General features: G+C 43.6%; 24 protein-coding genes. 7 read left to right on the forward strand and 17 right to left on the reverse strand.

Annotated elements, in window-relative coordinates; genetic code table 11:
* Positions 1 to 6: 6 nt before the first annotated feature.
* The 10 genes from ACZ45G_RS20585 to ACZ45G_RS20630 all read right to left on the reverse strand — a co-directional run bounded on the left by ACZ45G_RS20585 (position 7) and on the right by ACZ45G_RS20630 (position 8,944).
* Entirely contained in the window at positions 7 to 657 is a 651-nt protein-coding gene (locus ACZ45G_RS20585; RefSeq protein WP_464172379.1) for an HAD-IB family phosphatase, read from the reverse strand.
* A 232-nt stretch (positions 658 to 889) separates the two neighbouring features.
* Complete coding sequence (locus ACZ45G_RS20590; protein ID WP_464172380.1) at positions 890 to 1,147, reverse strand: hypothetical protein; 258 nt, start codon at positions 1,145 to 1,147, stop codon at positions 890 to 892.
* A gap of 24 nt (positions 1,148 to 1,171) precedes the next feature.
* Positions 1,172 to 1,360: a YgaP family membrane protein gene (locus ACZ45G_RS20595; RefSeq protein WP_464172381.1), complete on the reverse strand. Its 189-nt coding sequence runs from the start codon at positions 1,358 to 1,360 to the stop codon at positions 1,172 to 1,174.
* A 234-nt stretch (positions 1,361 to 1,594) separates the two neighbouring features.
* Positions 1,595 to 2,737 (reverse strand): DUF362 domain-containing protein, encoded by a 1,143-nt coding sequence (locus tag ACZ45G_RS20600; RefSeq protein WP_464172382.1) that lies wholly within the window; start codon positions 2,735 to 2,737, stop codon positions 1,595 to 1,597.
* A gap of 128 nt (positions 2,738 to 2,865) precedes the next feature.
* Entirely contained in the window at positions 2,866 to 3,435 is a 570-nt protein-coding gene (locus tag ACZ45G_RS20605) for a lipid-binding SYLF domain-containing protein (protein WP_464172383.1), read from the reverse strand.
* Between the two features lie 483 nt (positions 3,436 to 3,918).
* The gene (locus tag ACZ45G_RS20610; RefSeq protein ID WP_464172384.1) at positions 3,919 to 4,617 is read right to left on the reverse strand and encodes a lysophospholipid acyltransferase family protein; all 699 of its coding nucleotides are present in this window, start codon (positions 4,615 to 4,617) and stop codon (positions 3,919 to 3,921) included.
* Between the two features lie 328 nt (positions 4,618 to 4,945).
* Complete coding sequence (locus tag ACZ45G_RS20615) at positions 4,946 to 6,355, reverse strand: transposase (protein ID WP_464172385.1); 1,410 nt, start codon at positions 6,353 to 6,355, stop codon at positions 4,946 to 4,948.
* Positions 6,356 to 6,824: 469 nt separating this feature from the next.
* Positions 6,825 to 8,426, reverse strand: coding sequence for a transposase (locus ACZ45G_RS20620; protein WP_464172386.1), 1,602 nt, complete (start codon positions 8,424 to 8,426; stop codon positions 6,825 to 6,827).
* A 92-nt stretch (positions 8,427 to 8,518) separates the two neighbouring features.
* A complete protein-coding gene (locus ACZ45G_RS20625; RefSeq protein WP_464172387.1) occupies positions 8,519 to 8,737 on the reverse strand; it encodes a hypothetical protein in 219 nt (72 codons plus the stop codon).
* Between the two features lie 33 nt (positions 8,738 to 8,770).
* A complete protein-coding gene (locus ACZ45G_RS20630; RefSeq protein ID WP_464172388.1) occupies positions 8,771 to 8,944 on the reverse strand; it encodes a hypothetical protein in 174 nt (57 codons plus the stop codon).
* A gap of 667 nt (positions 8,945 to 9,611) precedes the next feature.
* Here ACZ45G_RS20630 and ACZ45G_RS20635 point away from each other — a divergent pair.
* The 3 genes from ACZ45G_RS20635 (at position 9,612) to ACZ45G_RS20645 (ending at position 12,016) form a co-directional block, all read left to right on the forward strand.
* On the forward strand, positions 9,612 to 10,163 hold the full coding sequence (locus tag ACZ45G_RS20635; protein ID WP_464172389.1) for an EF-hand domain-containing protein: 552 nt from the start codon (positions 9,612 to 9,614) through the stop codon (positions 10,161 to 10,163).
* Between the two features lie 531 nt (positions 10,164 to 10,694).
* A complete protein-coding gene (locus ACZ45G_RS20640; RefSeq protein ID WP_464172390.1) occupies positions 10,695 to 11,585 on the forward strand; it encodes a DMT family transporter in 891 nt (296 codons plus the stop codon).
* A 122-nt stretch (positions 11,586 to 11,707) separates the two neighbouring features.
* The gene (locus ACZ45G_RS20645) at positions 11,708 to 12,016 is read left to right on the forward strand and encodes a putative signal transducing protein (RefSeq protein WP_464172391.1); all 309 of its coding nucleotides are present in this window, start codon (positions 11,708 to 11,710) and stop codon (positions 12,014 to 12,016) included.
* A 273-nt stretch (positions 12,017 to 12,289) separates the two neighbouring features.
* On the opposite strand, the gene ACZ45G_RS20650 is transcribed toward ACZ45G_RS20645, so the two are convergent.
* The 7 genes from ACZ45G_RS20650 to ACZ45G_RS20680 all read right to left on the reverse strand — a co-directional run bounded on the left by ACZ45G_RS20650 (position 12,290) and on the right by ACZ45G_RS20680 (position 22,387).
* Positions 12,290 to 12,625 (reverse strand): YebG family protein, encoded by a 336-nt coding sequence (locus tag ACZ45G_RS20650; RefSeq protein WP_464172392.1) that lies wholly within the window; start codon positions 12,623 to 12,625, stop codon positions 12,290 to 12,292.
* Positions 12,626 to 12,760: 135 nt separating this feature from the next.
* The gene (locus tag ACZ45G_RS20655) at positions 12,761 to 13,693 is read right to left on the reverse strand and encodes a methylenetetrahydrofolate reductase (protein WP_464172393.1); all 933 of its coding nucleotides are present in this window, start codon (positions 13,691 to 13,693) and stop codon (positions 12,761 to 12,763) included.
* The gene (locus tag ACZ45G_RS20660) at positions 13,690 to 14,358 is read right to left on the reverse strand and encodes a methylenetetrahydrofolate reductase C-terminal domain-containing protein (RefSeq protein WP_464172394.1); all 669 of its coding nucleotides are present in this window, start codon (positions 14,356 to 14,358) and stop codon (positions 13,690 to 13,692) included. The genes ACZ45G_RS20655 and ACZ45G_RS20660 overlap by 4 nt, the downstream gene beginning before the upstream one ends.
* A gap of 41 nt (positions 14,359 to 14,399) precedes the next feature.
* Positions 14,400 to 14,855, reverse strand: a complete 456-nt coding sequence (locus tag ACZ45G_RS20665) for a hydrogenase iron-sulfur subunit (protein WP_464172395.1) — start codon at positions 14,853 to 14,855, stop codon at positions 14,400 to 14,402.
* On the reverse strand, positions 14,852 to 19,312 hold the full coding sequence (locus tag ACZ45G_RS20670) for an FAD-dependent oxidoreductase (protein WP_464172396.1): 4,461 nt from the start codon (positions 19,310 to 19,312) through the stop codon (positions 14,852 to 14,854). Before ACZ45G_RS20670 ends, ACZ45G_RS20665 begins: the two co-directional genes overlap by 4 nt.
* Positions 19,313 to 19,875: 563 nt before the next feature.
* Complete coding sequence (locus tag ACZ45G_RS20675; protein ID WP_464172397.1) at positions 19,876 to 21,429, reverse strand: AmpG family muropeptide MFS transporter; 1,554 nt, start codon at positions 21,427 to 21,429, stop codon at positions 19,876 to 19,878.
* 103 nt (positions 21,430 to 21,532) lie between these two features.
* Positions 21,533 to 22,387: an MBL fold metallo-hydrolase gene (locus ACZ45G_RS20680; RefSeq protein ID WP_464172398.1), complete on the reverse strand. Its 855-nt coding sequence runs from the start codon at positions 22,385 to 22,387 to the stop codon at positions 21,533 to 21,535.
* Positions 22,388 to 22,711: 324 nt separating this feature from the next.
* Between ACZ45G_RS20680 and ACZ45G_RS20685 the strand changes: the two genes are divergently transcribed.
* The 4 genes from ACZ45G_RS20685 (at position 22,712) to ACZ45G_RS20700 (ending at position 26,918) form a co-directional block, all read left to right on the forward strand.
* The gene (locus ACZ45G_RS20685) at positions 22,712 to 24,559 is read left to right on the forward strand and encodes an acyl-CoA dehydrogenase (protein WP_464172399.1); all 1,848 of its coding nucleotides are present in this window, start codon (positions 22,712 to 22,714) and stop codon (positions 24,557 to 24,559) included.
* 23 nt (positions 24,560 to 24,582) lie between these two features.
* Positions 24,583 to 24,891 (forward strand): phasin family protein, encoded by a 309-nt coding sequence (locus tag ACZ45G_RS20690; RefSeq protein ID WP_464172400.1) that lies wholly within the window; start codon positions 24,583 to 24,585, stop codon positions 24,889 to 24,891.
* A 294-nt stretch (positions 24,892 to 25,185) separates the two neighbouring features.
* A complete protein-coding gene (locus ACZ45G_RS20695; RefSeq protein WP_464172401.1) occupies positions 25,186 to 26,154 on the forward strand; it encodes an ABC transporter substrate-binding protein in 969 nt (322 codons plus the stop codon).
* Positions 26,151 to 26,918, forward strand: a complete 768-nt coding sequence (locus ACZ45G_RS20700; protein ID WP_464172402.1) for an ABC transporter ATP-binding protein — start codon at positions 26,151 to 26,153, stop codon at positions 26,916 to 26,918. Before ACZ45G_RS20695 ends, ACZ45G_RS20700 begins: the two co-directional genes overlap by 4 nt.
* Positions 26,919 to 26,940: the final 22 nt, after the last annotated feature.

Below are 26,940 nucleotides of genomic sequence, written 5' to 3' on the forward strand. Positions count from 1 at the left end.
TAAAACTTATTCATGCCATGTTTGAATAAAATATTTTTTTATGTCCAAAAAATTCTCCCAGGGCACATACCGGACCTGACTTTTATATAGAAAAGTGGCAAGCCTGTCCCTGGCGAACACCAAGGTTGAATGAAGTGCCATTTTATGATCAGTCGCCCCGTCTCCAATAGAAATGGATTGATCATATGAGAACAGATCCATCACCCGGACTTTGGCCACCAGCTCATCGTCTTCCTCAAAAGCAGAAACTATTTTTAAGAATTCTCCTGAAGCATTAATACTCGGTGCATATATGCCGTCAATAAAGTCCATATAGGATTCAAGCCGAAGTTCAACGGAGTCCTTCAAGCCACCTGAAATGATAATAAAGGGCGTATCAGCCTCTTTTAAAAACACCAGCAGGTCTTCAAATCCCTCCCTGATCTCCTTATCAATTATAAACTCTACCATGTCTCTGTAATGACATGATGGAATGGACTCCACAACCCCCCTGACCCCTTCCCTCAAAGTGATTTTTTTTTGAAAAAGTTTTTTTCCGAATTCTTTCATTTTCTCCGGTGCAAACCGGTTCAGCATTGCGACAAATGTTTCCTGCTTGGTAACAGTGCCATCAAAATCACAAAACACAACACGCCTATGGTTTTTTTCCAGTTTCATTATATTGGGCATATCCTTTTGATCGCTAATCCCGATAAAAAGGATGCATTTGAGGGTTTTGCAGTGTGTAAAATCGGTTTCTTAAATCTCATTATAATCTCTATTATATCTGCTGTAGTTACAGTGACTCATACCAAAGTGAAAAATATGACAAGGTAACCATTGCGCAAATGCGTTCACCGAGAGAGGGGCTATCGCTGTTTGGCAGTTATACTATTTTACGGGTATACCCCTACCTGAATTTTTTTGTTGCTTGCGCTACAATAAGTGACTTGTCACAATGTGCACCTATTTTGGGATTACAGACAAGAAGAACTGACATCACTTTATCAGCAGTTTCATAACAACAAGAATCCTCCAGCCTTGCTAATATATCAGACATTAATTTGATGAATTCCATACACTGAGCATAGTCAGAAACTGCTCGTTCATGCAAGTGTTGTGCTTTCTCCAAATCTTTCTTAATATCCTCAGGAACCCTTTCATTCATAGATTTAATTCAGTCAGAAAACTATTAAACTTTCTTGCATGTGGAAATCCCTAAAAGCTGATAAGGTGGGCACCATCCCAAGAAGCCGGTGAGAATCGGCAAAATACCTATTAAGCCCCACCAAGATTTTGGACCTACAAAAATAAGTGATAAGATAACAATTCCTAATAAGACACGAATAACTCTTTCAATATTATGAATGTTTTGTTTCATGGCATTTCTCTCCTAATCGTAAAGTGGACTTTTCCAAAATCATAAAAATAATATAAACATTTCTGCGTTTAAGGGAAGAAGAATTGAATAAAAAAAGTAATCGTGATCCTCCCCCGATATTTTGGTCGCTCAGTTAAACTACTTTTTTTATCATATCGAAGTATTTCTGAGGTTAAGGTTAATTATCCATGTATGAAATTTTGGATTTTCTGTATTTATCCTGTTCTTTATTTTTCATATTGCATTTATTAATTTTCTTAAAAACGGTGTTTTAAGTCGTATAGCACTTTCTGGACATATCTCCTGACAGCAAAAGCATCTGATACAATTATCGTAGTTGTATACGGGCACGATTGATTTATCATCATTTTTAAAGAAAACAGCTTTGGGATTTGCCGGACACATACTGACACAGGCACCACAGCGAACACATTTTTCTGCCTCAATATATGGTTTTGATACAATCCGATTGTTCATAAAATCTGAGAAAAAACCTGGATTATAAGATTTTATAGGTTTCCGATCAATTTTGAAATCTTCCATAATAAAGCTTCCAAAATCATCACCAAGCAGTTCTATGTCCTCTTCCAGAAATGATCCCATGCCAGCTTGCATACCATATTTTGTTGTTGGAACATCCTTTGGGTTTACTTTTATCAATCGGCAAACCGTTGCATCCAAAGCAACCGGATCAGAAGAGATCATAAGTATATTCATTTTTTTTGGAGTCCCACCTCTTGGCCCATTTCCCTCCATACCATAGATGCCATCCATAATATAAAGCCTTGGCTTGATAAATTTATTCAAATCAACAAGCATTTTTGCAAAATCATCAGCTCCGGGTAATCTTAAATGGAATTCTCCTTTAAGAACTCCGGGAATACAGCCAAACTGATTTTTAATTGCACCTGTAAATTTCTCTAATCCATGGGTTTTCAATTTCGGGAGACTGATAACCGCATCATTATCAAATACAGCTTTTGCAATTGTGAATTTTCTGTTTTGAAGACCTTCATCAAAAAATACATCAATTCCGGTTTTAAAATCTGCCAACTTGATGTTAATTTCATCCGCAACCTGTGTTAGTCCGGCTTTTTTTGCGGCCTTTGAAGTTTTTCCTATTGCGGGTGAATCACCATAGGTAACAATTACTCCGGTTTTTATTAATATTGCGGCAACTGCCTTAAAAACAGACGGATTTGTTGTAACACACTTCTCTGGGGCTTCACCCACTAAGATATTGGGCTTTAATAAAATCTTTTCGCCCTTTTTAACAAATAGGGAAACACCGCCTAAAAGTGAAAGTCCTCTCTCGATACATCTTTTCACGGTTTCATATTCATATGATTCACATCTTATAAGAGCAACTTTTGACATAAAACACCTTATCGTTTTTTCTGAATAAACATTGTAATTCAATTATATGAGCCAAGGACATCACTCCCAGGCCTGTCCATCTCAACTGTGATTCCAGAAATACATATATTTCATTTGGCCGTTTTAGTCTAATTGGGCTTAAAATTAAATTTTTGTCCGCCAATAGAAGCTTCCACCATCAGACCTCCTTTTGCATGAACAAATACAGCCATTCCCTTTCTATAAACTGTTTCAGCCTGTACTACGTTGATCTGTCCTGCATTAGCCCCAGCAGTACCACCTTCTGTCCCAACCTTTGCTTGTGCTCCGGCTGTGATTGCAACAGCAGATGCTGAAGCGTCAAATTCAAAATTACCACTGGTGAATTCATCATACGCTCGCTTGTCCTGGAAAAAAAGTATCTGGCTGAATGCCTGGCCACCAAATTGAAATCCAATGCTCAGTTTCGTTAAAGAGCTAGCCCCGGTTATCTTACCGTTTTTGTATACCTTGCCTTCTCCATATGCACCACCGATCCAGAAACCACCCTTCCCAATGGTCGGGAAAACAGCATAGCCATAGCAATCCTTGAAAAAAGGCTCCACGGCTTCTGATTGTTTAAATACTGAAATAGTAATAGAATAACTATCAGCAATTGCAACTCCTGAAAAACAAGCACCAAACAAAATTAATGCCAAGACCAATTTATAAAATTTCATAAAATCCCTCTTTCGTTAGCAAATCAAGTAAAAACATCCTTCGACAACTGTTTCTGCTTACACAGCTTCATTTGTGAAAATTTGTGAAAGTCTCTGAAATTATTCTTTATGTAAAGCAAAAAAAAATCTTTTTTATTGATTATCGATATATCAACTTCAAAAAATAAAACAAGTGATTGACTACATTCTATACCTGTGAAACTGATTTGATAGGCTCAGAGATCTGTTGACCTATGTCTATTTTTGTTGCCCCAGGCCATCGCTATATTGGTGTTGGCTTCTTTCATTATTGTTGACCGAAAAATTGGATTGCAGCAATTTAAGGATTATTATCCGAAGGTGGCGTATCCAACCGCCAAGATTGTCATGGATACTAAAATAATACATAACCGAAAGCCTGGATTAAAGTTGATGCCAAAAGTATTGTTGATTCTTGGCGATGAGAAATTAATTGAATTTCTTTTCCTGTGGGAAGAAACCCGATCATGGGCACGATTTGTATCCACACATACTGTCCAGTCTGTCCGTCATTTGGTTCAGCTTATCTTCGAGATTTTGACACAGGGACTTAAGTTCGTCATCGGCTATATCCTCAGGAATGGCTACCGGCTCGCCAAATGCAATAACCATGCGACTGAACGGCTTGGGCAGAACGGTCCTGTCCCAGGCCTTGGGAAAGGTGATCATCCGGTCGCCGGAACAGGCCATGGGGACAAATAGGGCCCCGGTCTGCCTGGCCACAGCAACCATACCCTTTTTCAATTTGCGAGGAGGTCCTTGGGGGCCATCTACGGCAGTACCACACAGGTATTTTTTATCCCCCTTGTTCATGACATCAATCATCTGTTGCAAAGCCTGTCTGCCGCCCCTGGAAGAAGATCCCCTTACCGGTGTGTATCCAAACTGTCTGGCGATGACGGCTGTCATCTCTCCATCCAGACTATGGCTAATCATGATCAGCCGGTCACCTAACTTTCGAAAAAAATAAAAAAGAAAAATGGAATGCCGGTGCCAAGATGCACCTACCACGTGGTGGGGAAAGCCGGTTTGACGGAAATGACGATCATATACCTGCCGATTGATGATGGTTATCCGTACAGTGGCAAACCATAGCCGGGCAAACCAGGCAACTAAAAAACCGATGATAGCAGCTTTGGTTCTCTGCCTAAATGAATACGGCATAACACTCCTTAAGTTTGTAGTTTGGCCTGATCATTCGTCGCTGTTCAATTTATTACAAAATGCCTAGGTTCCCTTCACAAAAAGCCTACATAAACTCAGCGATAAAGTCTATACATATATCCAACATGAAGGATTTCGGGGTTTGAACAATGCAGGCCTAATTATTGGGGATACTTGTGCTGTTGTTGTAGACACTCTGTATGACTATGCTCAACCGGTTAAGAATTATCCTATTCATAACTCTAAATATCGAATAACTGAAGCATTTATAGAATTCAATTTGTTTATTACTCGATCTTCAAGTTTTTTTAGCCATTAACACCTCTACTCAAGCAATATTTTTGTATTTTAACGATTCTGTAGGTTTAAAATTGTTTATATCTTTTGTGATCATATGTTTTTTTGATTCCTCAAAATTAAGCAGATTGTCCTTCAGTATTGAATATTTATGGTCCCTTTCTTTATATGGATCTTCAGAATCAAGAATATCGGTAATAAACAAAAATAAGCTTTCAAGATTAGTTTGGCGTCGTAGGCAACCTACAGTCAGTGCGGGAAGATTGTTTTTAAACCGGGCTTTTTGTTCCGGATGAAAGAAAAGACAATGATCAACCAGAAGGCTCAGAATCAAGCCTCTGCGAGACCCCTTTTCACCTTGCAGCTTGGTCAATGTAGCCCATCCTTCATTGGCTTTCCAGTCCTGAATAAAAACCTCCACTAGCCATCTTTGTGAATATGCTTCCACAATATCAATGGTTCTCCAACTCAGGTCAGAGGCAATAATATAGCGGTATTGGTCTTCACCTTCATATTTAAGCGCAATAACAAAAAGTTTTCTGCCAAAACTACAAACATGTATTCTGGCACTTCCTATGGTAGCTGCTATAATCTTACCTCCACGGATTCGCATTTCTTGAGCAACGCCAGGATGTTTTGAAAAATACTCGTCCACAGTTTGTCTTCGATTCCGGATAAAAACATTCTGCGTTCTGCGTATCTGGCTAATTATTTGAGCATTGTTATACTCTTTTGAAACACCTGTGAAAAACTGCCTTGTTCCATACAGAGCATCTGCAATGATGCAGTTTATCACAATGCTTGAAAAGCACTCGTTGAAATGTTTTACCATGTTAATAGCAATTTCAACTTTTGTTGGAAACTCAGCATTTTTTAAAGGCTTTGGAGGGCGTTGTTTTGCTGAAACTCCTTGTTTTTTAAGCTTATCGTTAGTTTTCTTCCATGCAGTATACTCAGGATCTGGCATGTAAAATTCAACGCCAACAGGGATGCTTATCTCTGGAGTGACCAATATCATAAAGACTATTCCTTGGCCCATAATATATCCACCACTGGCTTTATCTTTGAGTTTGTGAACATGCCAAATATTTTTTGTGTTCTTAGATCGGTTGTTATCAGTGTCATCTATAACAAGGGATCCCTGGCTGATGCCATAAAATTTAAGAATGGTTTCTACACTATATTGAAGTAATCTTGACCATGGAATTGGAGAATGGTAAAAAACCCAGGAAAGGGCAGCAGTACTATATCGACCAAAGCTGGCCCGCTCAAATTTTGCCCAGCACACTGACTTTGTAATAAGGATACCCATAAGGCAAAAAGCAAGCCAATATTTTTGTGTGTTCGATAGCCTTTTATCAGATTTTTGTTGCGAAATAACATCATCTAATGCATTTACAAATTCAGTGATAAAAGGGACTATTTTTTTTCCAATAACCATTTGAATCTCCTGACTATAGTATATGGAACCATTGTCAGGGTATTTGATATTGAAGTGATTGTCTACAGTTAATTGAAAATTATTCATGTTGATTATTAAATTATATTTGGTTATAGATTCAGAGGGTGCCAGCCAGCGAGAATGTTAAGGGATTGAGAAGAGTCGAGATTCCGAGTTCTGCTGGTTGACGCCCAATTTGTCTTATTGCTTGTCTATATAAAAACTTGAAGATCGAGTATTAACCTGTTTGGGCATATATAAGTTTTCATCTTAAACTTGATTGTTTTTTTGAACAATCTTGATGGCCTCGTAAAAACTCAAAGATCCAATTACCTCATTTTTTGACCCATTGAGGGATTGTGCTCTTCGGGCTGATAACTTTTAAGCAAGATGTGTATTTTTTCCTAAAATCGTTCTTTGACAAGCTAACACAGACAGTTATTCGCGCTAAAAAGGCTCTACAGCCTTTTTATGCAAAGCAGGCCGCCTTTCGTGCGGCAGTTGCCCTAAAAATATTGATACCGATGGCTTTCAAGACGGCAGCAAACCGAACAGCTTTAAAACCTCGGAATCGGAGTCGCTTAACCCCGGTTCGGCGATCATATTCTGACATGGTGGCTTCAACCCCGGCCCGCCATCGATATCGATCTTTGAATTCATCTGTTTGTTCATAGGCTCTTCTTTTAGCGATCCTTGCGGACTTCATGGTGTATCGAAGGTAATAGTGTGTTTTTCCAGGCTTGACCGGACAATCATTCAAGTGTGGGCAACAGCAACAGGTGTCAAGACTGAATCCTTGGGTAATCCTACCTTTTTTTTGTTTTTTGACAACCGGGGAATGTCCTTGCGGGCAACGCTCTACTTGCCCATTGTCCAGAAGCTCAAAATCTGAGAGACTAAGACCGTCTTTCTTTGTTGATCCCATGGTGGGAGAAACAAGGTCAATCCCTTCTGATTTGGCTGCCTGATGATTTTCATCACTCCCGTATAATGCGTCTGCCTGTATTTCTTTCGGTGAAAAGTTGCGATTTTTGATGGACTCCATTGCTGGGATAAGGGCATTGGCATCACTTTTACAGGCAGTTTCCACATCGACATGGGTGATCAGATTGAGGGTTTGGTTCTTTTCATCTTTATCTTCGGTTTCTGTAAAGGTCTCCACCACCTGGACCTGGTACCCTTGTCCCTTGTGGCCGCTGTAACTTGCATCCGGATCTGAGGGGTTCTGAAGTGAATCAGAAGGAATCTCTTTAGGCTTTTTGAGTTCTACCTTTTGTCCATGTGACTCGGCTTTCAGATTGCATTGTTCTTTTAACACCCTTTCAAGCTGCTTGTAACTGTACATGGATTTCACATCAGGACAGCCTTTGAACTGTTCAATCAGATCATAAAGATCCGTACTGACATCGGACAGATTTTTGGCGGATTCTGAGGGCTTGACCATAGAAAAACAGGATAATGCTTTTTCTGAAATGTATTTACCAATAACATCGTCGCTGATCTCGGCAAAATGTCCTGCATTGCCCCGTTTCAGGTTAACCAGAAATTTATGGATGCATGTTGTAAAGATACTGATTCTGCCCAAGCGGCGCATATTGGATTTTATGTGAACAGAATCAATCCGCTGGTTGTTTGTGTCAACCTGAAATACTTGAGATAGCTTATCGGTAATTTCATTGAAGATAGGCGTTTCCAATCCATTTTCGGTTATGAGTTGCCTAAAGGTCCAAAGGGTTTTCAGGCTCAGGTATTTAGCGGAGTCAGACTCATCTGTAATATTCAAAGCGTAATGCCACTGGATATTAAATGCCAGTTGATAAACAGCCTCTTCATCTGTCAGATCATGGGCTTGCTGGAGCAACTGGACACCGAGCATGGTATATAGCTCTTTTGTCGGACGTCCTGTCACCCTTGAAAAGTAGGGTTTGATAAGGCCAATAGGAAGTGAGCGGAGAATTTCCTTTTGAAAGAGACCTGCCCAGGACTGATCAAGCATTTTCCTACGTTTGGGACTCAAAAAAGCCCAGGGATCGAAAAGTGGAAGCTGATTGTGGTCATTTACACGGATCATTGAATTTGCCCTAAGTTGTTGATAATATAAGGCATATTATACAAAATTGCTCGAAAAAAATCAATAGGAAAATACCAATATTTGTAATAAAATTAGTCGGTTGCACAGCTATTTTTACTTTTTACGAGTCCATCAATCTTAGCTATTTTTTTATTCAAGTCATTAGAATCTACTTGCTTTGGACTTAAATTTTCATATTCTTCACTCAAATCCTTAAGCGATGTCGAGATTAAATGGTTACAACTATGAATAGGATATTCATTAATACTTTCCTCAGCAGAAGAATTTGATTGGCTATTTTTAGAACTCATAATAACTCACTCCAATTTGTATTGATTGATTTTTTATCTGGTTTCACCATGTCCCCCTATAGAATAGGAATAATTGTTTTTCCTATATTTATTTGGTTTTTCGGCTTGATTTTTCATTTGATTTTTGTCGGCATCAATTTCCTCTATTATCTCAATTAGTTCTTTTTTGCTGTAACCATTATTCTGACGAATAGTTCTATTTGTCATTTTTAATCCTTTTCTGTGTTTTATCTATCATCTTAATAATAGACGATATCTTCGGTTGATGACTTTTATAATCACATGTGAAATTTCAGAAATTCTATCAATAGAGGTTGAATATGGATTTACACCGAAAAAAATCAACAAAATTGGACGATAAAATACAATGTTTTGAAAACAAAGTGAGTGGATAGGACACCCTCAAGGATATTGTCCTGATAGATATTTCACTCCTACTTAACTTGATTAAAGTATACATGAGTAGGTAATAATTGCAAGCTAAGAAATTTAAAGTGTGATCCTACCACAGAAAATTGATACCGAGTTTAAGCCGCTTTTTAGAATAAATCTACCTGCAAGTGAACTGAAATTCAAAAACCAACACTCAAGGTTTATTATCCAAGATAAAAATTTTTCAGATCTATAACAGCACAAGATACTATCTGCATTTTTAATAATTTTAAATAGAAAATATCCTTAATGGCAGGAAAAAAGATGTCATCCGGACATTTACAAAAAGGATCAGTATTTGATTGAATTCTTGTTGTGAATGTTTATATTTTAAAGAACCGGCATTAAGACCCGCATGGCAATCCAATCAATGGATGTGTCGGACCCAAAAAAAATGTTTTTTACAAGAATGATTAAAAGAACGTATAATTACGGAGATGATATGATGAAGGAATTAAAGGTTTTCTTGGCATTGGCACTATTTTTTATATTGGTATCCGCTACCGCAGCACTTTGCGATCAGTCCTATCCCCATAAAGACGGTTACAATAAAGGCGGAGGCATGGCATTGAAGGCGCATTTATCTGATCTGGACACTGATGGTGACGACGCTCTTAGTTTTAAAGAGTTCAAGAGTGCTTTCCCGTCCATGGAGCAAAAGGCCTTTGATTTCCTGGATAGCGACAAAGACGGGATGCTGAATCATGATGAATGGCACAATTTTAAGGAAATGCACAAGGGGATGGGAATGCATGATAAGAAAGATTTCCATGCCACAGGCCTGCCTGATCCGTCAGGTTTCAATGCGCATTTCCCGGACATGGATAGTGATAAAGATGATCTGGTAACCCCTATGGAATTCAACGCCCATTTCCCGGACGCATCTGAAACGACAAAGGCATTCAACGCAATTGATCTTGATGGGAGCGGTGCCCTGGACCACGATGAATGGCATGAATTCAAAAAAGCCCACGATATGAAACATGTTGAATAAACTGGATGTTTTTATTAACGGTATGATCAAATGCCGGACTGTCATGATGATTTGCTGCTCCGACAATAGATACCAAGGGGAAACTATGCCCTGTTGAGGGGTTAATCGCGGTCAGAGTATGAAGGCGATACCCAATAACATAGTGCGATTTATCCCTTTTTTTATGGGGAAAGCCAGAAGTCCTGGACGGTGAATGGAATGTGAGACAAACAGTTCTGAATAAGGATTTTTGAGATAGTAAAAAAGCGAGCTCATTGGTATTTATGTTAACCATTCATCTGGTAGAGTTAGGTGTTGGCTTCTTCCACTATTGTTGACCAATAAATTTAGATTCCAGCAGCTAAGGATTATTATCCATCCAAAGATATTGGCTTTTGGTCAAAATCAAAAAATCGAACACATGCATCAGCTTACTCGTGTGTCTTGTAAATAACATGTTGCCTCTACCCGCAATGATTAGAAAAGTCCAATCAATTCGATAATCGTGATATTTTAAAAAATCTTTTTGGGGCATAAATAAGAAGGCTTATAATGCAGTACATATTGTTCGTTATTACATCTCTGATCTGGGGTGGTGCTTTTTTCCTCATGAAAAAAGCAGGCCTTGCTTTTGGCCCGCTGACAATTGGAGCCAGTACCACGTTTGGTGGCGCCTTGGTTCTCTGGATATCCTGGCTGGTCAAACAAAAGACGTGGAAGATTCGGCGTCAACATTTGATACCGTTGTCGATTGTTTCTTTGCTTGGTTACATATTTCCCTATGCAGCACAACCTTTTCTTGTCAAACTGATTGGGCATGGGTTTATCGGGATGATGGTCGCCTTGGTACCCAGTTTTACAATTTTGGTATCAATTCCTTTATTAGGCGTATACCCCAGTCGGAAACAATTTCTTGGCATTTTGATCGGAATGGTGTGTCTATCATTGATGGTTATTGATGGGTTGGATCGAAATGTCAGTTGGTTTTACTTGTTTATGGCCCTATCTGTTCCCCTTTGTTATGCAGTATCAAATACCCTTGTCCAGCGTTCGCTTCAGGATTTGCCACCGATTATTCTCGTTGCCCTGTTTATGACGGCTGGAGCCATTGCCCTAACACCATTAGCGCTAATATTTGAAACCATCACAATTGATGATAATTTTGTTCCAGCTATTATTGCTATCATACTGTTATCGATATTTGCACGGGGAGTTGCCATGCTATTTTTTTATAAAATGATTAAAGTTAACGGCCCCCTTTTTGCTGGCATGGTTACCTATGTCATTCCGGTAGAAGCACTTATGTGGAGTTGGTTGGACAATGAACGCATCACATTAATGCAGGTATCTGCTATTTTAATTGTGCTGTTAGTCGTTGGCATGGTTCAGCGAGATATCGTTAGGCGACAAAATATCACCTCAACAGGCAAATTAAAATGTTAAAATTTCTCAAAACAGCACACGATTTTTCAATTGATGAATCAACAGGTAAAGCTGTACAGGACCCGAATCGCCTTGGCTGGCAAATGAGCTTAAATGATATAAATCACAAGGAATAATAAAATATGTTTTGCCCCAAATGCGGTTATGAATATAGAGATGGTTATACAGAATGTTCTGATTGTAAAACCCCCCTCGTTGAAAAACCGTTGCTTGAAAATATTATTAAAAATGTTGATTATAAAGAAGTGACCTCCTCTTTAAGGCAAGATGAAATAAGCATTATCAAATCCATTTTGGATGCTACTGAAATTAATTATGTAATCCATGGGGAATCTTTTGGCACTATGTATAATATTGCAGGTACGAGTAGACTGATGGTTGATAAAGATGAGTATGAAAATGCTATAGAATTATTAAAGGATTTTCTTTAAAAAGGTAAAAATTCGAGTCATTTCTGAGCAGCCTTATAACCATCGTTGCACCGAACTGCTGGGGGCAAGTACCCAGTTCCCGCCCTTTGGTTGGCAGTCCGTGGGCTTCAGACGTTGACTCAAGGATAAGTATCCAATTCTTAATTTTTTCCGGGCCTGTATTTGTTAAAAATATCAGTTCGGAACTGGATTAAACTTATAAACCGCATCTATCCTGTTAAACAAAAACATAGATTTCCCATAAATATTTTTCAACACGTGCAAAAACAGGGGTTATTTTTTTTCTTTTATCTTTGTTTTGGCTGCTGTTTTGGCTGCTGGTTTGGCTGCTGGCTTAGAAACTGGTTTATCTGCCAGCTTGGAAGGGGCTTGTTTTTTGGGGTTCATCCCCCGTAAAATAAGCATGAGCGCATCACGTTTCTGGGCCATGACCAGGGAAATTTCTTCAAGCTGGTCCTCGGTGAGTTTTGTTTTGGCGCTTTCCAGGAAATCAAACAAATTGTCAGCAATATCAAGCATTTTATCATGGGCGTCTGCTTCTTTTTTTGTCGCAAATGTCATTTTTTCCTCTCCATTCCTGACAACAATATACTTTACAATTACAGCCATGTTTTCTCCTTGGAATCCGGCATGATAATAAAAAACTTGGGGGATAGGTCCCACTGTCTATATCTCTTAATACAAAATAAGGCCCTGGTAAAGAGATATTCTTACCAGGGCCCTTTGCACAAAAAAAAAAATGAATTATATTTCCGGTCGTGGGTAAAGACCGCTTCTTTCAACTATCTCCGGTACTTTTTCCTCCCACTCAATGGCCATTATGTGAAAGCCTGCAACCCCTGTCACTTCCTTGAGCTCCTGGATGTGTTCCACACAGATATCAATGCCTTCCTGGGCCTGTTTGCCCTTTTCAACACCGGCGAGCCTTGCGATGATCTCATCGGGCACATCCATGCCCGGCACCTTTTTTTTCATATATTTGGCCATACCCACGGATTTCATGGGGGTCATGCCGGCCATGATAAAGGTTTTTTCAGTCAGCCCTCTATCCACTGCCCGCCGTATCCATTCCTTAAATTTGTCTATATTGTAGATACACTGGGTCTGGATGAATTCCGCACCGCAGGCAATCTTTTTGGCAAGCCTTGGCACCCGGATTTCAAAGGGATCTGCAAAGGGATTGGCAGCCGCCCCCACAAATATTTTAGGCGGCCGCTTAATATCATCTCCTCCCAAAAATTTCCCTTCATCGCGCATGTGGCGAACAGTCTGGACCAATTGCATGCTGTCCAGATCATGGACATTCTGGCCCTGGGCACAATCCCCAAAACTTTGGTGATCACCGGAGAGGCAGAGCATATTGGGAATGTCAAAAGAAGCCGCCCCGAGGATATCACTCTGGAGGGCCACCCTGTTTCTGTCCCTTGTTACCATCTGGAGTACCGGTTCTATTCCCAGAAGTTTCAAATGTACACAGGCGGCAAGGGAAGACATCCGTGTCATGGCGGTCTGGTTGTCCGTGACGTTGATGGCATCCACATAATCCTTGATCAGCATGCCTTTTTTGCGCACCTCTTCAGGATCTGTTCCCCGTGGGGGACCACACTCGGAGGTGACGCCCAGGTGTCCTGCTTTCATGACTCTTTCCAGCCTGCCGGCACTTACGAACTCGCTCATATGTTTACATCCTCCCTGGTTACGGTTCTGGGGCCGCCTGCCCGGTCTGTGGACCAATCTTTGATGGGGGCTACCTTTTCATAATCATCCATTCTGCCAAGGGCTTTGAGCCGATCAATAATGAGCTGCCAGGCACAATCCGTATCCGGACCTAGTTCGCATTTACCATCGGTGGATCCGCCGCAGGGGCCGTTGAGCACCCGTTTTGCACACCTGGAAACAGGGCATATCCCCCCGGTTCTTGCCAAAACACAGGAGCCGCAGGCCTGGCAGCGTTCCGTCCAAAGCCCCCGGTCTTCATTGGCACCCAGACAGATGGTGTTCACCCCGGGCAACAGGGGCATGGTCAAATATTTTTCCGCTGCAAACTGAACCCCCACCCCGCAGGCCAGGGATACAATGGCGTCATACTTATCAATATCCTTGCGGATCTCCTCCAGATACTCATGATCGCACTGACGTTCTATGGTGTGCTCAGAGATTATTTTTTCCTGGCCCTGGGTGATAAAATACATTCTCAATGCCGATGCCAGCACCTCCACCTCTTTTTTACCACCGGCCTCACAAACCGTCACACACTCGTTACATCCCAGGATCAGAATGCGGTCAAAATTGCGTACTTCTTCGATAATTTCTTCAATGGGTTTTTTTTCTGCGATTATCATACGCTTACCTCATATTCAGCTGTTAAATTTTTCAAACCATATCAAGCTGCCGTTGCTTTTTTTTGTTTTGCCATTTTCTGTTTGGCCAGGCGAACGGGGCTGGGGCCCATTTCTTTTATCTTGTTGACCATTTCAATGGAATACTGTGCAAACAAAGGGCCTTCACCTGAAGACAGGTTATACATTTTCACCCGTTCTCCGCCAACCCCCACCTGATCCAAAATCTTTGCGGCCTGTTCAACCCGCTTGCGCGCCCTGTAATTGCCCTGGTTAAAATGACAATCACCTTCCATACACCCCACCACATAGAGGCCGTCCGCCCCTTTTTCAAAGGCCCTCAGGATATGAATAATATCAATCTTGCCCGTACAGGGAAGGCGAACAATTCTAAAACTTGTCGGGATCTTCAATCTCATGGAACCTGCCAGGTCCGCAGCTGAATACCCTCAAAAATTACAGCAAAATGCCAGTATCACCGGCTCGAATTCTTTTATCATAGTACCCCCTCCAGCAAAGCATCCACCTTGCTGAGCAATGAATCATCATCATACCAATTGAGTTTTATGGCTTTTGCCGGACACTCAGAGGCACACACCCCGCATCCCTGGCACAGGGCCGGATCAATGTAGGAAACCCCCTCCTCATTGATCACCGGCACATGATAGGGACAAGACCTGACACAGACCAGGCAGGATGCGCAATTGGCCTGGTCGACCTCCGCTGTGACCGCACTTAAGGTCAAATATTCCTGGGCAAGAAATGTGGTGGCACGGGAAGCCGCTGCCATTGCCTGGGCAATGGTCTCGGTTATCAACTTGGGTCCGTGGGCCGTCCCGCAGATAAACACCCCTTCTGTTCCCCCATCCACAGGACGTAACTTGACATGGGCCTCCATGAAAAACCCTTCGGGATTGCGCTGGGCTTTTATGATGGTGGCCAATTCTTTCGTGTCAGCAGCCGTAACCCCGGCACTCAAGACCACAAGATCGCAACTTGCCTCAAGTTTTTGCCCCAGTACATGGTCCCTGAAGGTGACGCTCATATTGCCGTCATCTCCTTGTTCCACAACCGGCGGATGCTCCCTGTCAAACCGGGAAAAGATGACCCCCAGGTTCCTGGCCTTTGTGTAGAATTCTTCCATCATGCTGTACATTCTCATGTCGCGATAAAGGATAAACACGTCCGTCTCCGGCGTTTTCTCCTTGATGGCAATGGCATTTTTCACGGCACTCTGGCAGCAGATCCTCGAACAATTGGGATTTTCCTCATTTCTGGATCCCACGCACTGGATCATGATCACCCGCTCCAAAACCTTGGGCTCGCCCTCTCCAAAAGAATCTGCCTCAATCATGTCAGCAAGTTCCAGCTGGGTGACAACACAATCGCTTTCATTGTATAAAAATTCGGTTGGTTTGTATTCAGTGGCGCCGGTGGCAACAATCATCACCCCATGGTCAATTTTTTGTTGCGCCATGGAAGAGCCCACCAGCACTTCAGTATTAAAATTACCTTTATACCCGCCAAAGTCGACAATCAATGCCTGTTTGAGCACATCAATGTTGTCATGGTCTTCGACTCCCCGTACAAGCTCCTCTACATAGGCCCTGATATCATCCCCCTCAATGGTGTGATGGAGATGTCTGCCAAGACCACCCAAAACATCTTGTTTTTCAACCAGGGTCACATGAAATCCCTGGTCGGCAAGGCCCTTGGCAGCCGTCATCCCCGCGATACCGCCGCCCACCACCAGGGCCTTGTCAATAATGGTGATCCGCTTGTCGTGGAGAGGCCCAAGAGTTGCAACCCGTGCAACCGCCATTCGGATCAGATCCTTGGCCTTGGCCGTGGCCTGTTCTGGTTCATGGAAATGCATCCAGGCGTCCTGGTTACGGATATTGGCCATTTCAAACAAATATTTATTCAGACCTGCTTCCTCCAGGGTATCCATGAAAATCCCTTCATGGGTTTTGGGGGTACAAGAAGCTACCACCACCCGGTTGAGCTGATGTTCGTCAATGAGTTCTTTTATGGAAACCTGGGTATCCTGGGAACAGGTGAACAAATTTTCACCGGTATAGACCACATTGGGAAGATTTTTACTATAGCGTTCCAACTCGTCCACATCAATGATCCCGGCGATGTTAATCCCGCATTTACAGACAAAGACCCCAATCCTGGGTTCTTCTCCCAGCACATCCCTTTCTTCGGGCATGGAAACCGTCTTTGTCAGGGTATGGCGGGCTGCTGCCAGATGGATCCCGGCGGCACCGGCGGCGCCGGATGCTTCGGTGATGGAAGAGGGAATATCCTTGGGTCCCTGGAAGGTTCCGGACACAAAGACTCCGGGTCTGGAGGTTGCCAAGGGTGTAAAGGTATCGGTCTTGACAAAATTATAGCGATCCAGGTCCACCCCGATGCGATTGGCAAGGTCAACACTGGCCTTGGGAATGGTCAGCCCCACGGACAGGATGACCATGTCAAAAATTTCCTTGTGCATCACCCCTTCTTCGTCGGCATATTCTAAAATCAAATTGTCCGACCCCGGCTCTTCCACAACAGAGTGTATCCTGGACTTAACAAACCTCACCCCTTCCTGGTCAGCGGCCCGATTATAATATTTCTCATAATCCTTGCCAAATGTCCGCATATCCATATTAAAGATGGCCGCATCCAATTCCTTTTCCGAATGCTCCTTGGCAATCATGGCATCCTTGATGGCATACATGCAACAAACAGAAGAACAATACCCGTTTCCGCACCGATTGGTATCCCTGGAACCGATGCACTGGAGCCAGGCAATCTTTTCCGGTTCTTTTTCGTCCGAGGGCCTGACCAGATGTCCCATGGTCGGCCCGCCGGCGGACAGGATCCGCTCAAACTCAATGGAGGTCAGAACATTCTTGGACCGCTTGTACATATAGGTATCATCCATGTCCGACGGGTCAAAGGTGGTGGCCCCGGTGGTCATGATCACAGACCCCACTGAGACATCCCTTATTTTTGGCTGTTGGTCATGATCCACCGCTCCTGCCAGGCAGACCTCCACACATTGGTAACATTCCGAGCAGATACCGCAGGACAGACAGCGGGCAGCTTCCCTGTCAATGGCATCTTTTGCAAGCCCCAAGGTAACTTCCGCAAAATTGCCTTCCCGATCTTTCACCGAAATCTTTTCCGGGGTTTCCCGGGGCAGCCGGGGCACATCGATGATTTCGGGTTTTTCGAACTCATAGCTTTTTTCCCGACCCTCGGTGAGGTCCAGGCCATTTATAAACCGGTGCATGCTTTCGGCGGCTGTTTTGCCTGAAGCGACGGCATCCACAACGGACTTGGGTCCGTAAAAAGCGTCTCCACCGGCAAAGACCCATTCAATGGGGGTCTGCAGGGTAACAGGATCTGCTGCATACCCGCCGGGCGGGGTCAGAGAAATTCCTTCCTGTTCAGCAAATCCCAATTCCCCTGCCTGGCCGATGGCAACAATCACGGTGTCGGCCTCGTGGGAATTCAGCTTGCAATCATCAAACTGAGGGTTAAACCTTCCGTTTTCATCAAAGACAGCCGTACATTCCTGGAAAGAAACCTCTTCCACCTTTCCGTTGGTTCCGTAAAAACCGATGGGGCCCTGGCTGTTGACAATTTTCACCCGTTCTTCTATGGCTTCTTCAATCTCATAATCCCAGGCCGGCATTTCGTCTCGTTTTTCCAGACAGACCATGGTGACATCCTCGGACCCCAGACGTCTTGCCGTCAGGGCCACGTCAACGGCCACATTACCGCCGCCGATGACCACCACCCTGCCGGAAAGTTTCTTGCCCTTGCCCATGGCGGCATCCCTCAGGAAGTTTGTTCCCTTAAGAACCCCCTCAAGGTCTTCACCCTTGACCCCAAGCGCCCTGGAACCGTGGAGACCGGTTGCCATGAACACAGAGGCATAGCCCTCTCGTTTAAGGCTTTCCAGGGTAATATCCTTTCCAAATTCAACAGCGGTTTTAATCACAACCCCCAATCGTTCAATCACATCGATCTCTCGTTCCAACTCTGCTTTGGGCAGCCGGTATTCGGGAATCCCCACGGCCATCATTCCCCCCCGCACCGGCAATTTTTCAAATATGGTTACCCCATACCCTTTTTGAGCCAAATAATAGGCAGCCGTGAGCCCTGCCGGGCCTGACCCCACAATGGCTATTTTTTCCTCTCGTTTATCTGCAATCTCCGGAAGCCAAGGGTCATCGCCTTCCAGATCCAACTCTGCCAGATACCGATGCAGATATTGGATGGCCAGGGGTTGATCAGCATCTCCCCTGGTACAGATCGCTTCACAGGGATGATGGCATACCCTTCCGCAGGCCCCGGGAAAGGGGTGTTCTTGTTTAAACAGCTTTAAGGCTTCATGGTATTTTCCCTGGCCCATGAGGGCGATAAACCCCTGAATGGACACGTGTGCCGGACAGGTTGCCTTACAGGGTGCAATGGAGCGTTTGGAAATGCCGTAGGCACCGGGTATGGCCTGTTCATATTGTTTGAAGATGGCTTTTCGAGGCGCAAGCCCCTCGTTGTGTTCGCTTCGCGTATCAACGGGACATACTTTGGTACATTCCCCGCAGGAGGTACATTTTGAGATATCAACAAATCGTGGACTTTCTTTGATCTTGGCCGTGAAATTCCCCTGTTCACCATCCAATTCCAAAAGTTCCGTATTTGTTAACAACTCAATGTTCAGATGCCGGCCGACCTCGACCAGTTTGGGTGAGATAACTCACATGGTACAGTCATTGGTTGGAAATGTCTTGTCCAACCGGGCCATCATGCCGCCGATGGCGTATGATTTTTCGACCAGATAAACATAATACCCTGAATTTGCCAAATCAATGGCCGACTGCATTCCTGCGATACCGCCGCCGAGCACCATGACCGCACCTGCAAGATCTTTGTTGGATGTCACCTTTTGCGTCATTCTCAAACCTCCTAACCGTTTAGTATAGCCGCATTAAAGTTTAAACTATGGCCTGGAACACTTGCTTCTGTGCAAGCAACACTTGCTTCGGGGCAGAGGGCTGAAATAAAAGTCCGGTATATGAGAAAGAGTCCAGCGACCGGGCTCAAGATAAGAATTCACCAGAATAAGAAAAGGAGAGGAAAAAAAAGTGACCCGTAATTAGCAGCCGAACAAAAAAAATCGGCTATCCTGCACCCGGGAAAACAATTCCCGAGTCCAAAGCCGATTTTTTTGTATACACTTTGCTGGACCGGCATATCCTGCCGATCATTTTTATTATATAGGTGCATCCCTTGTGCACAATATGATAAGAATCTATTGGTCACCTCTTCTTAAGATTAAAAAGTGGTCTGGTAAAACAAACTGCCTCCTGAAATAAAGATAGAATCTTTATTATCCCCCATCTCTAATTAAAAAAATGGTATTTCTTTGTCAAGAATTATTTATTTTATAGGGATACTACCTTTTCCCCTGCTGCTAAAGAAGGTTCTGGCAAGAATTTTATTCCAGAAAAATAAAATTTACAATGAAGTGGCGTCTTCTTTCATGCCCAGATATTTCCCGCTCAGCCAGACAAGAATCAACACAGGGACACCAATCAGTGCGGTAATGAGAAAAAAAGTAGAATACCCCAGGGTATCAACGATGGTGCCGGAATAACCACCGAAAACCTTGGGGACCAAGGTCATTAATGAGGTGAAAATTGCATATTGGATGGCCGTGAATCTAATATTGGTGAGGCTTGACAAAAAGGCCACAAAGGCCGCACTTGCAAGCCCTCCTGCCAAATTGTCGGCGGAGATGACAAGATATAGCATGGGTAGATTATGCCCCATACCGGCCAGGGCCATGAACAACAAATTGGTCAAAGAAGAGAGCAAAGCCCCCATGAATAAAATTTTGAGCACCCCGTATCGGATGGACAAAAACCCTCCCAAAAACCCACCTGCAATGGTCATAAAAAGACCGAAAGTTTTTACCACACTTGCAATCTCTATCTTTGTAAAGCCAAGATCCTGGTAAAAAACATTGGAAATAACCCCCAATACAATATCCGAGATTCGGTAGAGGCCAATTAAAGCCAGTATCAGCCAGGCAAGAAAAACCCCATACCGGTTAAAAAAATCAGAAACAGGCGCAAGATAGCTGTCTATCACCATTGATTTATTCACCCCACCCGTTGCCATGGCAATTTTTCCAATGACAGCGGCCACACTGATGCCAGAACCTAGCCGGACAACTTCAACCAAAAGTCCTGCAAGGGGCTTATTATTCAAAAAAAGCCCAACACTTTTTTTCATCCCAAGGGCCATGTCCGCAGTAAAATGGAAGGTCAGGATAAACCCGCCTACTGCCAGGGCAAACAAAAATAAAGATCCCAGATAATCCTTGGGTGTATAAGTTTTTCCTTCAATTTCTTCAGCCCCGGGTTCGGACACAAGCAATGCCGTAATAATTCCCACCAGCATGAAAGCTGCCATGATGCAATAGGTGGTCTGCCATGCTTGATATAGATAATGTCCCTTTGTGGATCCAAATAACTGTGCCAGGAACAGGGCACCGGCACCGGCAACCAGCATGCCGATCCGATAACCACCAATATATGCCGAAGCCATCAGGGCCTGGAGATCAATGTCAGCCGATTCTATTCTATAAGCATCAATGACAATATCCTGGGTTGCCGAAGAAAAACCAAGCATGACCGCTGCCATTGCCATGATCGTCAATGGATATTGGCCCGATGCAGGGTCTGTGAACCCCATCCACAAGATGGCTGCTATAACACCTATCTGGGCCGCTATTATCCAGCTTCTCCTGCGCCCTAACACCCTTGTGAAAAAAGGGATGGGCAGCCGGTCCACCAAAGGCGCCCAGACAAATTTGAATGAATACCCCAATGCTGCCCAGCTGAAAAAAGTAACAGCCGATCTTTCGACCCCGGCTTCCCGGAGCCACAAAGAGAGGGATGAAAAAATCAATAATATGGGCAGGCCCGCAGAAAATCCGAAAAAAACCATGGTGACAACCCGTGGGTGAAAAAAGGACTGCATCGATTCTTGCCAATTGCGCATCATTTGTATTTTTCCATTTTTTTATGAGGAGAAGAAAACTATGGGGATTAAGGTATCAAATTAAAATAGCAGATTAACCTATCAAATTAAAGACCTGGTTAACATATCAGAGGGTAATTTCATAATTATAGGGAACGGCAAAGCAATCAATTACCTGGGTATTATTCGCCTGTGCATTGGTTTTAAACACATTGGTGCAGTCTTGTACGATGGCATCCATATCATCGTCGGTCCTGTCCTGGTTCAAATGAATCAAACCCAGTCGTTTAACCCCGGCCTTTGCAGCCAGGTCCATGACATCGGGGATACAGGAATGACCCCACCCGGTTTTCCGGACATATTCACTTTTTGTGTACTCAGCATCATGCAATAAAAGATCGGCATTTCCTGCAAATTTGATATAGTCCTCAACCTTTTGGCTCTGGGGATGGGAAAACCCAAGTTCATTATCTGTTAAAAAAACAAAACTTTTCCCGTCTTCTGTAAATTTGTATCCCAGGCTTCCTTCTGAATGGCTTGTGGGAATCGAATCTATGGCCAAAGAACCAATATTAAAGCTTCCGGTCAAGGAGGTATCAAACTGGATATCGGCATTCAGATCCTTTAGCTGAACAGGGAAAAAAGGAGGCTTCAGGACTTCATTTAATACCCCTCGTGTATCAAAACTCCCAAATTTCCGGTCCTGAAAAATAATCCGGGTTTTACGATAAAGTAAGGGTTTGAAAAATGCAATCCCCAGAATATGATCCCAGTGAGTATGGGTGAGCAGCAAGGTGTAGTCAGAAATATTGCGCCTCAAAAGGGAATTGCCAAGCCGACGGATCCCTGTGCCGGCGTCGATAATAACGGTTTCCCCTGTTTTCGCCTGAATTTCGATACAGGTGGTATCCCCGCCATAACGTACATATTGCTGTCCTGATACAGATATTGATCCCCTGGATCCCCAACATTTAATAAACATGATTCTCCTGTATCAACCCCAAAGATTAGAATCCATACACAAACTTAACTCCCTACAATCTTATGAATCGACACAGAAATCAATATCTTTTTTGATTACCACCAAATTATCAATATGGGCGCAGGACAATTTCTCCATAAGATATAAACACACTTCATTAATTGCCCTTAATTTTCTTTTTGTTGCTCATTTTAAAAATAGTTTAAAATCACCAAACTTTTTTGTGGTTAACATATTGACAACTGCAGTTATTTTGCTTAGGAAAACCAAGAATATAAATCGTACTATACAATAAATCTTATATTTAACGAGGGGATCTTATATATGGCACAGCTAATCGCAGACAGAAGAGATGTGGATTTTGTATTACATGAACAAATTGGAATGGTCGACCATGAACTATTTGAAGAGTTTAATAAAAAAACAGCTGATCTGATTGTATCCGAAGCCAGAAATCTGGCCATCAAAGAAATTTTACCCACCTTCAAAGATGGGGATGAAATCGGATGTAAGCTTGAAAACGGCAAGGTCACCCTACCCGACTCTTTTAAACGGGCCTGGAAACTTTATTGTGAAGGAGAATGGCTGGCCATGTGTGACGACCCTATTGTAGGGGGTCAGGGCATGCCAAAGACCATAGGTTGCGCTGCCCTTGAATACATGGTAGGCGCCAATTCTGCTTTCATGCTCTACTACGGCATGACCCATGGGGCAGCCAAACTGGTGGAAGCCTTTGGGGACGAAGAGCAAAAAAACCTTTATATGAAAAAAATGTTTGCAGGACAATGGGGCGGCACCATGCTGCTCACTGAATCCGAGGCAGGATCGGACGTGGGGGCGCTGACCACCACCGCCGTAAAACGAGAGGACGGCACCTATGCCATCCAGGGAGCCAAAATTTTTATTTCTGCCGGTGAGCATGATCTGTGTGACAATATTATCCACCCGGTGCTTGCCAGGATTGAAGGGGCACCTGCCGGAACAAAGGGAATTTCTTTATTCCTGGTCCCCAAATTTTTGGTGAATGCCGACGGCAGCCTGGGGGAGTTCAACAACGTTGTCTGTACAGGACTTGAAGAAAAAATGGGCATCCACGGCAATGCAACGGCCTCCCTTTCCCTGGGGGAAAAGGCAGAGTCCATTGGTACCCTGCTCGGAGAAGAGAACAAGGGCATGCCCGAAATGTTCAAAATGATGAATGAGGCCCGGGCCTTTGTAGGCATGCAGGGGTTTGCTGTGGCTTCTGCCTCCTATATGTATGCCCTGGAATATGCCAGGACAAGAATCCAGGGAAGGCACCTTATGGCCAGCAAGGATCCTTTGGCCAAAGATGTCGCCATTATCCAGCACCCGGATGTCAAACGCCAGCTGCTCAATATGAAAGCCTATACCGAGGGCATGCGGTCTCTGATCTATTATTACGCAAAATGTTCCGACATCGTCCATACCACCGAGGATGAAACCCTGAAAAAAGAAACTGCCGCTTTAATTGAGGTCTTAACCCCCATCGTCAAGGGCTATATCACGGACAAATCCCTTGAGGTCTGCTCCCACGGAGTTCAGGTCTACGGTGGTTATGGGTATGTCCAGGAGTTCCCCGTGGAGCAGCTCATGAGGGATACCCGGATCTTCATGATCTATGAAGGCACCAACGGCATCCAGGCCATGGATCTTCTGGGCCGGAAACTGTCCATGAACCAGGGAGGTTCCTTTGCCTATTTTATCGCCCAGATCAAAAAAACCATTCAGGATGCTAAGGAAATCGAAGGAGTTGAAGAGATAACTGCAAAAGTGGCCCATGCAGTATCCCGGCTTGAGGAAGTGGCAACGGTCATCAAGGATCGATCCAGATCAGACCAGGCATTAAATGCCTATGCCTTTGCCCATCCCTTTCTGGAGGTAACAGGAGATGTCACCTTTGCCTGGATGCATCTGTGGCGGGCCAGCATTGCCGCCCCGAAACTTGCCAAACGAGTGGGCAGCCTGGACAAGGCCGCTGTTGCACAAAAAGCACTTAAAAACAAGGATGTGGCCTTTTATGCAGGGCAAATGGCAACGGCCAAATTTTTTATTTCTACCCTTCTTCCCCAGGCCTATGGTAAGATGGATGCTATCCTGGAGGGGGATACCTGTGTAGAGGATATCCTAGATGTCTCCTTTGGTTCAAAATAAAAATAAAAAAATCAGGAGGTCAAATGCTTGAAACCATTAAAAAAAGTTTGTTAACCGGTGTGGGCCTGGCCCTAAGATCCAAGGATGAAATTGAGGAACTGGCAAAGGAATTTGCCAAACAATCCAAGATGGACCAGACCGAAGCAAAACAATTTCTCAATGAGTGCCAGCAAAAATATGAGGATGCCAAGCAAGGGTTTGATAAAAAAATAGAAACCGCCATTGAAAAGATATTGAAGAAGTTGGATTTACCGACACGCTCAGACATTAAACTATTGAATCAGCGAATTGACCAATTGACTGAGCATCTCAATGACAAAAACCAAGCATAACCCTAGGCGTATGCTCAACATCTAACCAATCGCCTTTAAATTCTGATCGCTCTGGAAGAACCTGGCCCGTTGGGCCAGGTTCTCTCCTCCAGCAGAAATCTTTTTTCCCTTATCCTAACCGCCAATACTCTTTATTTGCTTTTGGTTTAAAATCTTTCGGCGGCCTTAACATTATCAAGGCCGAACCGTAATACCCTTGCCAAGGGAATAGTGCCTGTGATAAGGATATCATCGTTATATCTGCTTATTTTTATGGGAAAGGGTTAATACCAAGGGGACTAAAAAGAGGTATTAATGGAGAAAAATCTGAATATTCGCATTGGACATTTAAAAATTATTGATCACCTCATTCTGGGGCACTCTGTTTTCCGGCTTCAATCCACGGGTGAGCGATTACACCACTCAACCCTTGAAAACGTACCCATGAATTCATGGGAACAAATTTGTGATGGATTAAGACAAAGAGATCTTCAGGGCGCCTTTATTACGGTTCCCCTGGCAATGGATCTGTTTGCCGCCGGCCTTGATATCTCTTTTTTGATGTTTGTCCACAGGTCCGGCAGCTTGATGGTGAAAAGCAGGAAAAATAGGATAAAAAGCCTTGAAAATCTTAGGGGAAAAAGTATTTTGATCCCCCACAACTTGTCTGTTCAACATCTGCTGCTCCATAAACTTCTGACTGCCGCCGGTTTAAACCTGGGCCCCCAGGATTCCTTTGTAACTGACCCAAAAAAAATCCTTGTGGAATCCACCAGTCCTTTTCTCATGCCCCAAATACTTGAAAATGACGAAGACCTTGATATCGGCGCCTGTATAGTGCCGGAGCCCTATGGCAGCCAGGCCATTACCCAAGGTTTTGCCGACAAGCTGTGTACCTCGGACAGTCTGTGGAAGGATCATCCCTGTTGCGGATTTGTGATTCAAAAGGACCTTGAAACCTCCCATGGCAAAGCCCTGGAAGAACTGGTCGGCCATTTTTTTCAGTCTGCCCACATACTGGCTACCCAGCCCACCCCCTTTGAAGAAAAAATACTTGATTTTGCTCAAAATTTTCTGGGTCAGGAAAAGGATATTGTCCGGCAGGCCCTTTTAAACAGCAAGATAAGCTATTCCCCGCAAAAGCTGTTACCAGACCTGGAAAAACTGGATATAATTCAAACCTATATGACAGATACCATGGGCGTGATGTCCCAGACCATTGATCTGGATGCCTTTGTTAATCCTGCCCTTGCAAACCAGGCGCTATCGGAAATAAACTTGTGAAAATTGATCTTGAACGAATAACAAAAGTTTATAAACGCCATAAAAAGCCAGATCATGTTGTGCTCAAAGACATTTCCTTTTCCATTAAAGCGGGTGATTTTGTTATCATCCTGGGAGAATCCGGGTGTGGGAAGAGCACTCTTTTAAACCTTCTGGCAGGACTTGAACAGCCATCTTCGGGTGCTATCCATGTGGATGGCCAGGAACTCAAGGGAATCCACCCTTCCCGGTCCATGCTCTTCCAGCAACCCGCCCTGATCCCCTGGCTCAATGTACGAGAAAATGTGGCCTATGGCTGTAAGATAAGGGGGGATATAAAAGACCTTGATTACCGGACAAACCAGTTTCTTGAAATCATGGGGCTGGCCGGATTTTCCGACTCAAAGCCAGGCCAGCTTTCCCTTGGTATGGCCCAACGGGTCTGTCTGGCACGGGCTCTGGTGGGGCACCCCAGCGCCCTTCTTTTAGATGAACCCTTTGCCTCTCTTGATACCTTTACCCAGGCCCATATCCAGGAAGAACTGGTCAACTTGTGGCTGTCGGAAAAATTTACCGCTGTCTTTGTCACCCATGACATTGATGAGGCCATACGGCTGGGAACCAAAATCATTCTTTTGGCAGGGGAACCTGCCAATATAACCGATATTTTTGAAATAGATGAGGACTATCCAAGGGAACGCAGCCATATAAGGTTCAAGGAAATACGGGTAAAAATCCTGGAACGATTCAAAAACGCATACATGGCCAAACGAAGCATGTTATAGCCTGGGGATAAAAGGGAAAACA

This window comes from Desulfoconvexum algidum, from assembly GCF_055382125.1.

Bases quoted from the DNA above. Each gene is read 5' to 3' on its own strand.
- ACZ45G_RS20585 (WP_464172379.1), bottom strand. From the start codon at position 657: ATGAAACTGGAAAAAAACCATAGGCGTGTTGTGTTTTGTGATTTTGAT.
- ACZ45G_RS20590 (WP_464172380.1), bottom strand. From the start codon at position 1,147: ATGAATGAAAGGGTTCCTGAGGATATTAAGAAAGATTTGGAGAAAGCA.
- ACZ45G_RS20595 (WP_464172381.1), bottom strand. From the start codon at position 1,360: ATGAAACAAAACATTCATAATATTGAAAGAGTTATTCGTGTCTTATTA.
- ACZ45G_RS20600 (WP_464172382.1), bottom strand. From the start codon at position 2,737: ATGTCAAAAGTTGCTCTTATAAGATGTGAATCATATGAATATGAAACC.
- ACZ45G_RS20605 (WP_464172383.1), bottom strand. From the start codon at position 3,435: ATGAAATTTTATAAATTGGTCTTGGCATTAATTTTGTTTGGTGCTTGT.
- ACZ45G_RS20610 (WP_464172384.1), bottom strand. From the start codon at position 4,617: ATGCCGTATTCATTTAGGCAGAGAACCAAAGCTGCTATCATCGGTTTT.
- ACZ45G_RS20615 (WP_464172385.1), bottom strand. From the start codon at position 6,355: ATGGTTATTGGAAAAAAAATAGTCCCTTTTATCACTGAATTTGTAAAT.
- ACZ45G_RS20620 (WP_464172386.1), bottom strand. From the start codon at position 8,426: ATGATCCGTGTAAATGACCACAATCAGCTTCCACTTTTCGATCCCTGG.
- ACZ45G_RS20625 (WP_464172387.1), bottom strand. From the start codon at position 8,737: ATGAGTTCTAAAAATAGCCAATCAAATTCTTCTGCTGAGGAAAGTATT.
- ACZ45G_RS20630 (WP_464172388.1), bottom strand. From the start codon at position 8,944: ATGACAAATAGAACTATTCGTCAGAATAATGGTTACAGCAAAAAAGAA.
- ACZ45G_RS20635 (WP_464172389.1), top strand. From the start codon at position 9,612: ATGATGAAGGAATTAAAGGTTTTCTTGGCATTGGCACTATTTTTTATA.
- ACZ45G_RS20640 (WP_464172390.1), top strand. From the start codon at position 10,695: ATGCAGTACATATTGTTCGTTATTACATCTCTGATCTGGGGTGGTGCT.
- ACZ45G_RS20645 (WP_464172391.1), top strand. From the start codon at position 11,708: ATGTTTTGCCCCAAATGCGGTTATGAATATAGAGATGGTTATACAGAA.
- ACZ45G_RS20650 (WP_464172392.1), bottom strand. From the start codon at position 12,625: ATGGCTGTAATTGTAAAGTATATTGTTGTCAGGAATGGAGAGGAAAAA.
- ACZ45G_RS20655 (WP_464172393.1), bottom strand. From the start codon at position 13,693: ATGAGCGAGTTCGTAAGTGCCGGCAGGCTGGAAAGAGTCATGAAAGCA.
- ACZ45G_RS20660 (WP_464172394.1), bottom strand. From the start codon at position 14,358: ATGATAATCGCAGAAAAAAAACCCATTGAAGAAATTATCGAAGAAGTA.
- ACZ45G_RS20675 (WP_464172397.1), bottom strand. From the start codon at position 21,429: ATGATGCGCAATTGGCAAGAATCGATGCAGTCCTTTTTTCACCCACGG.
- ACZ45G_RS20680 (WP_464172398.1), bottom strand. From the start codon at position 22,387: ATGTTTATTAAATGTTGGGGATCCAGGGGATCAATATCTGTATCAGGA.
- ACZ45G_RS20685 (WP_464172399.1), top strand. From the start codon at position 22,712: ATGGCACAGCTAATCGCAGACAGAAGAGATGTGGATTTTGTATTACAT.
- ACZ45G_RS20690 (WP_464172400.1), top strand. From the start codon at position 24,583: ATGCTTGAAACCATTAAAAAAAGTTTGTTAACCGGTGTGGGCCTGGCC.
- ACZ45G_RS20695 (WP_464172401.1), top strand. From the start codon at position 25,186: ATGGAGAAAAATCTGAATATTCGCATTGGACATTTAAAAATTATTGAT.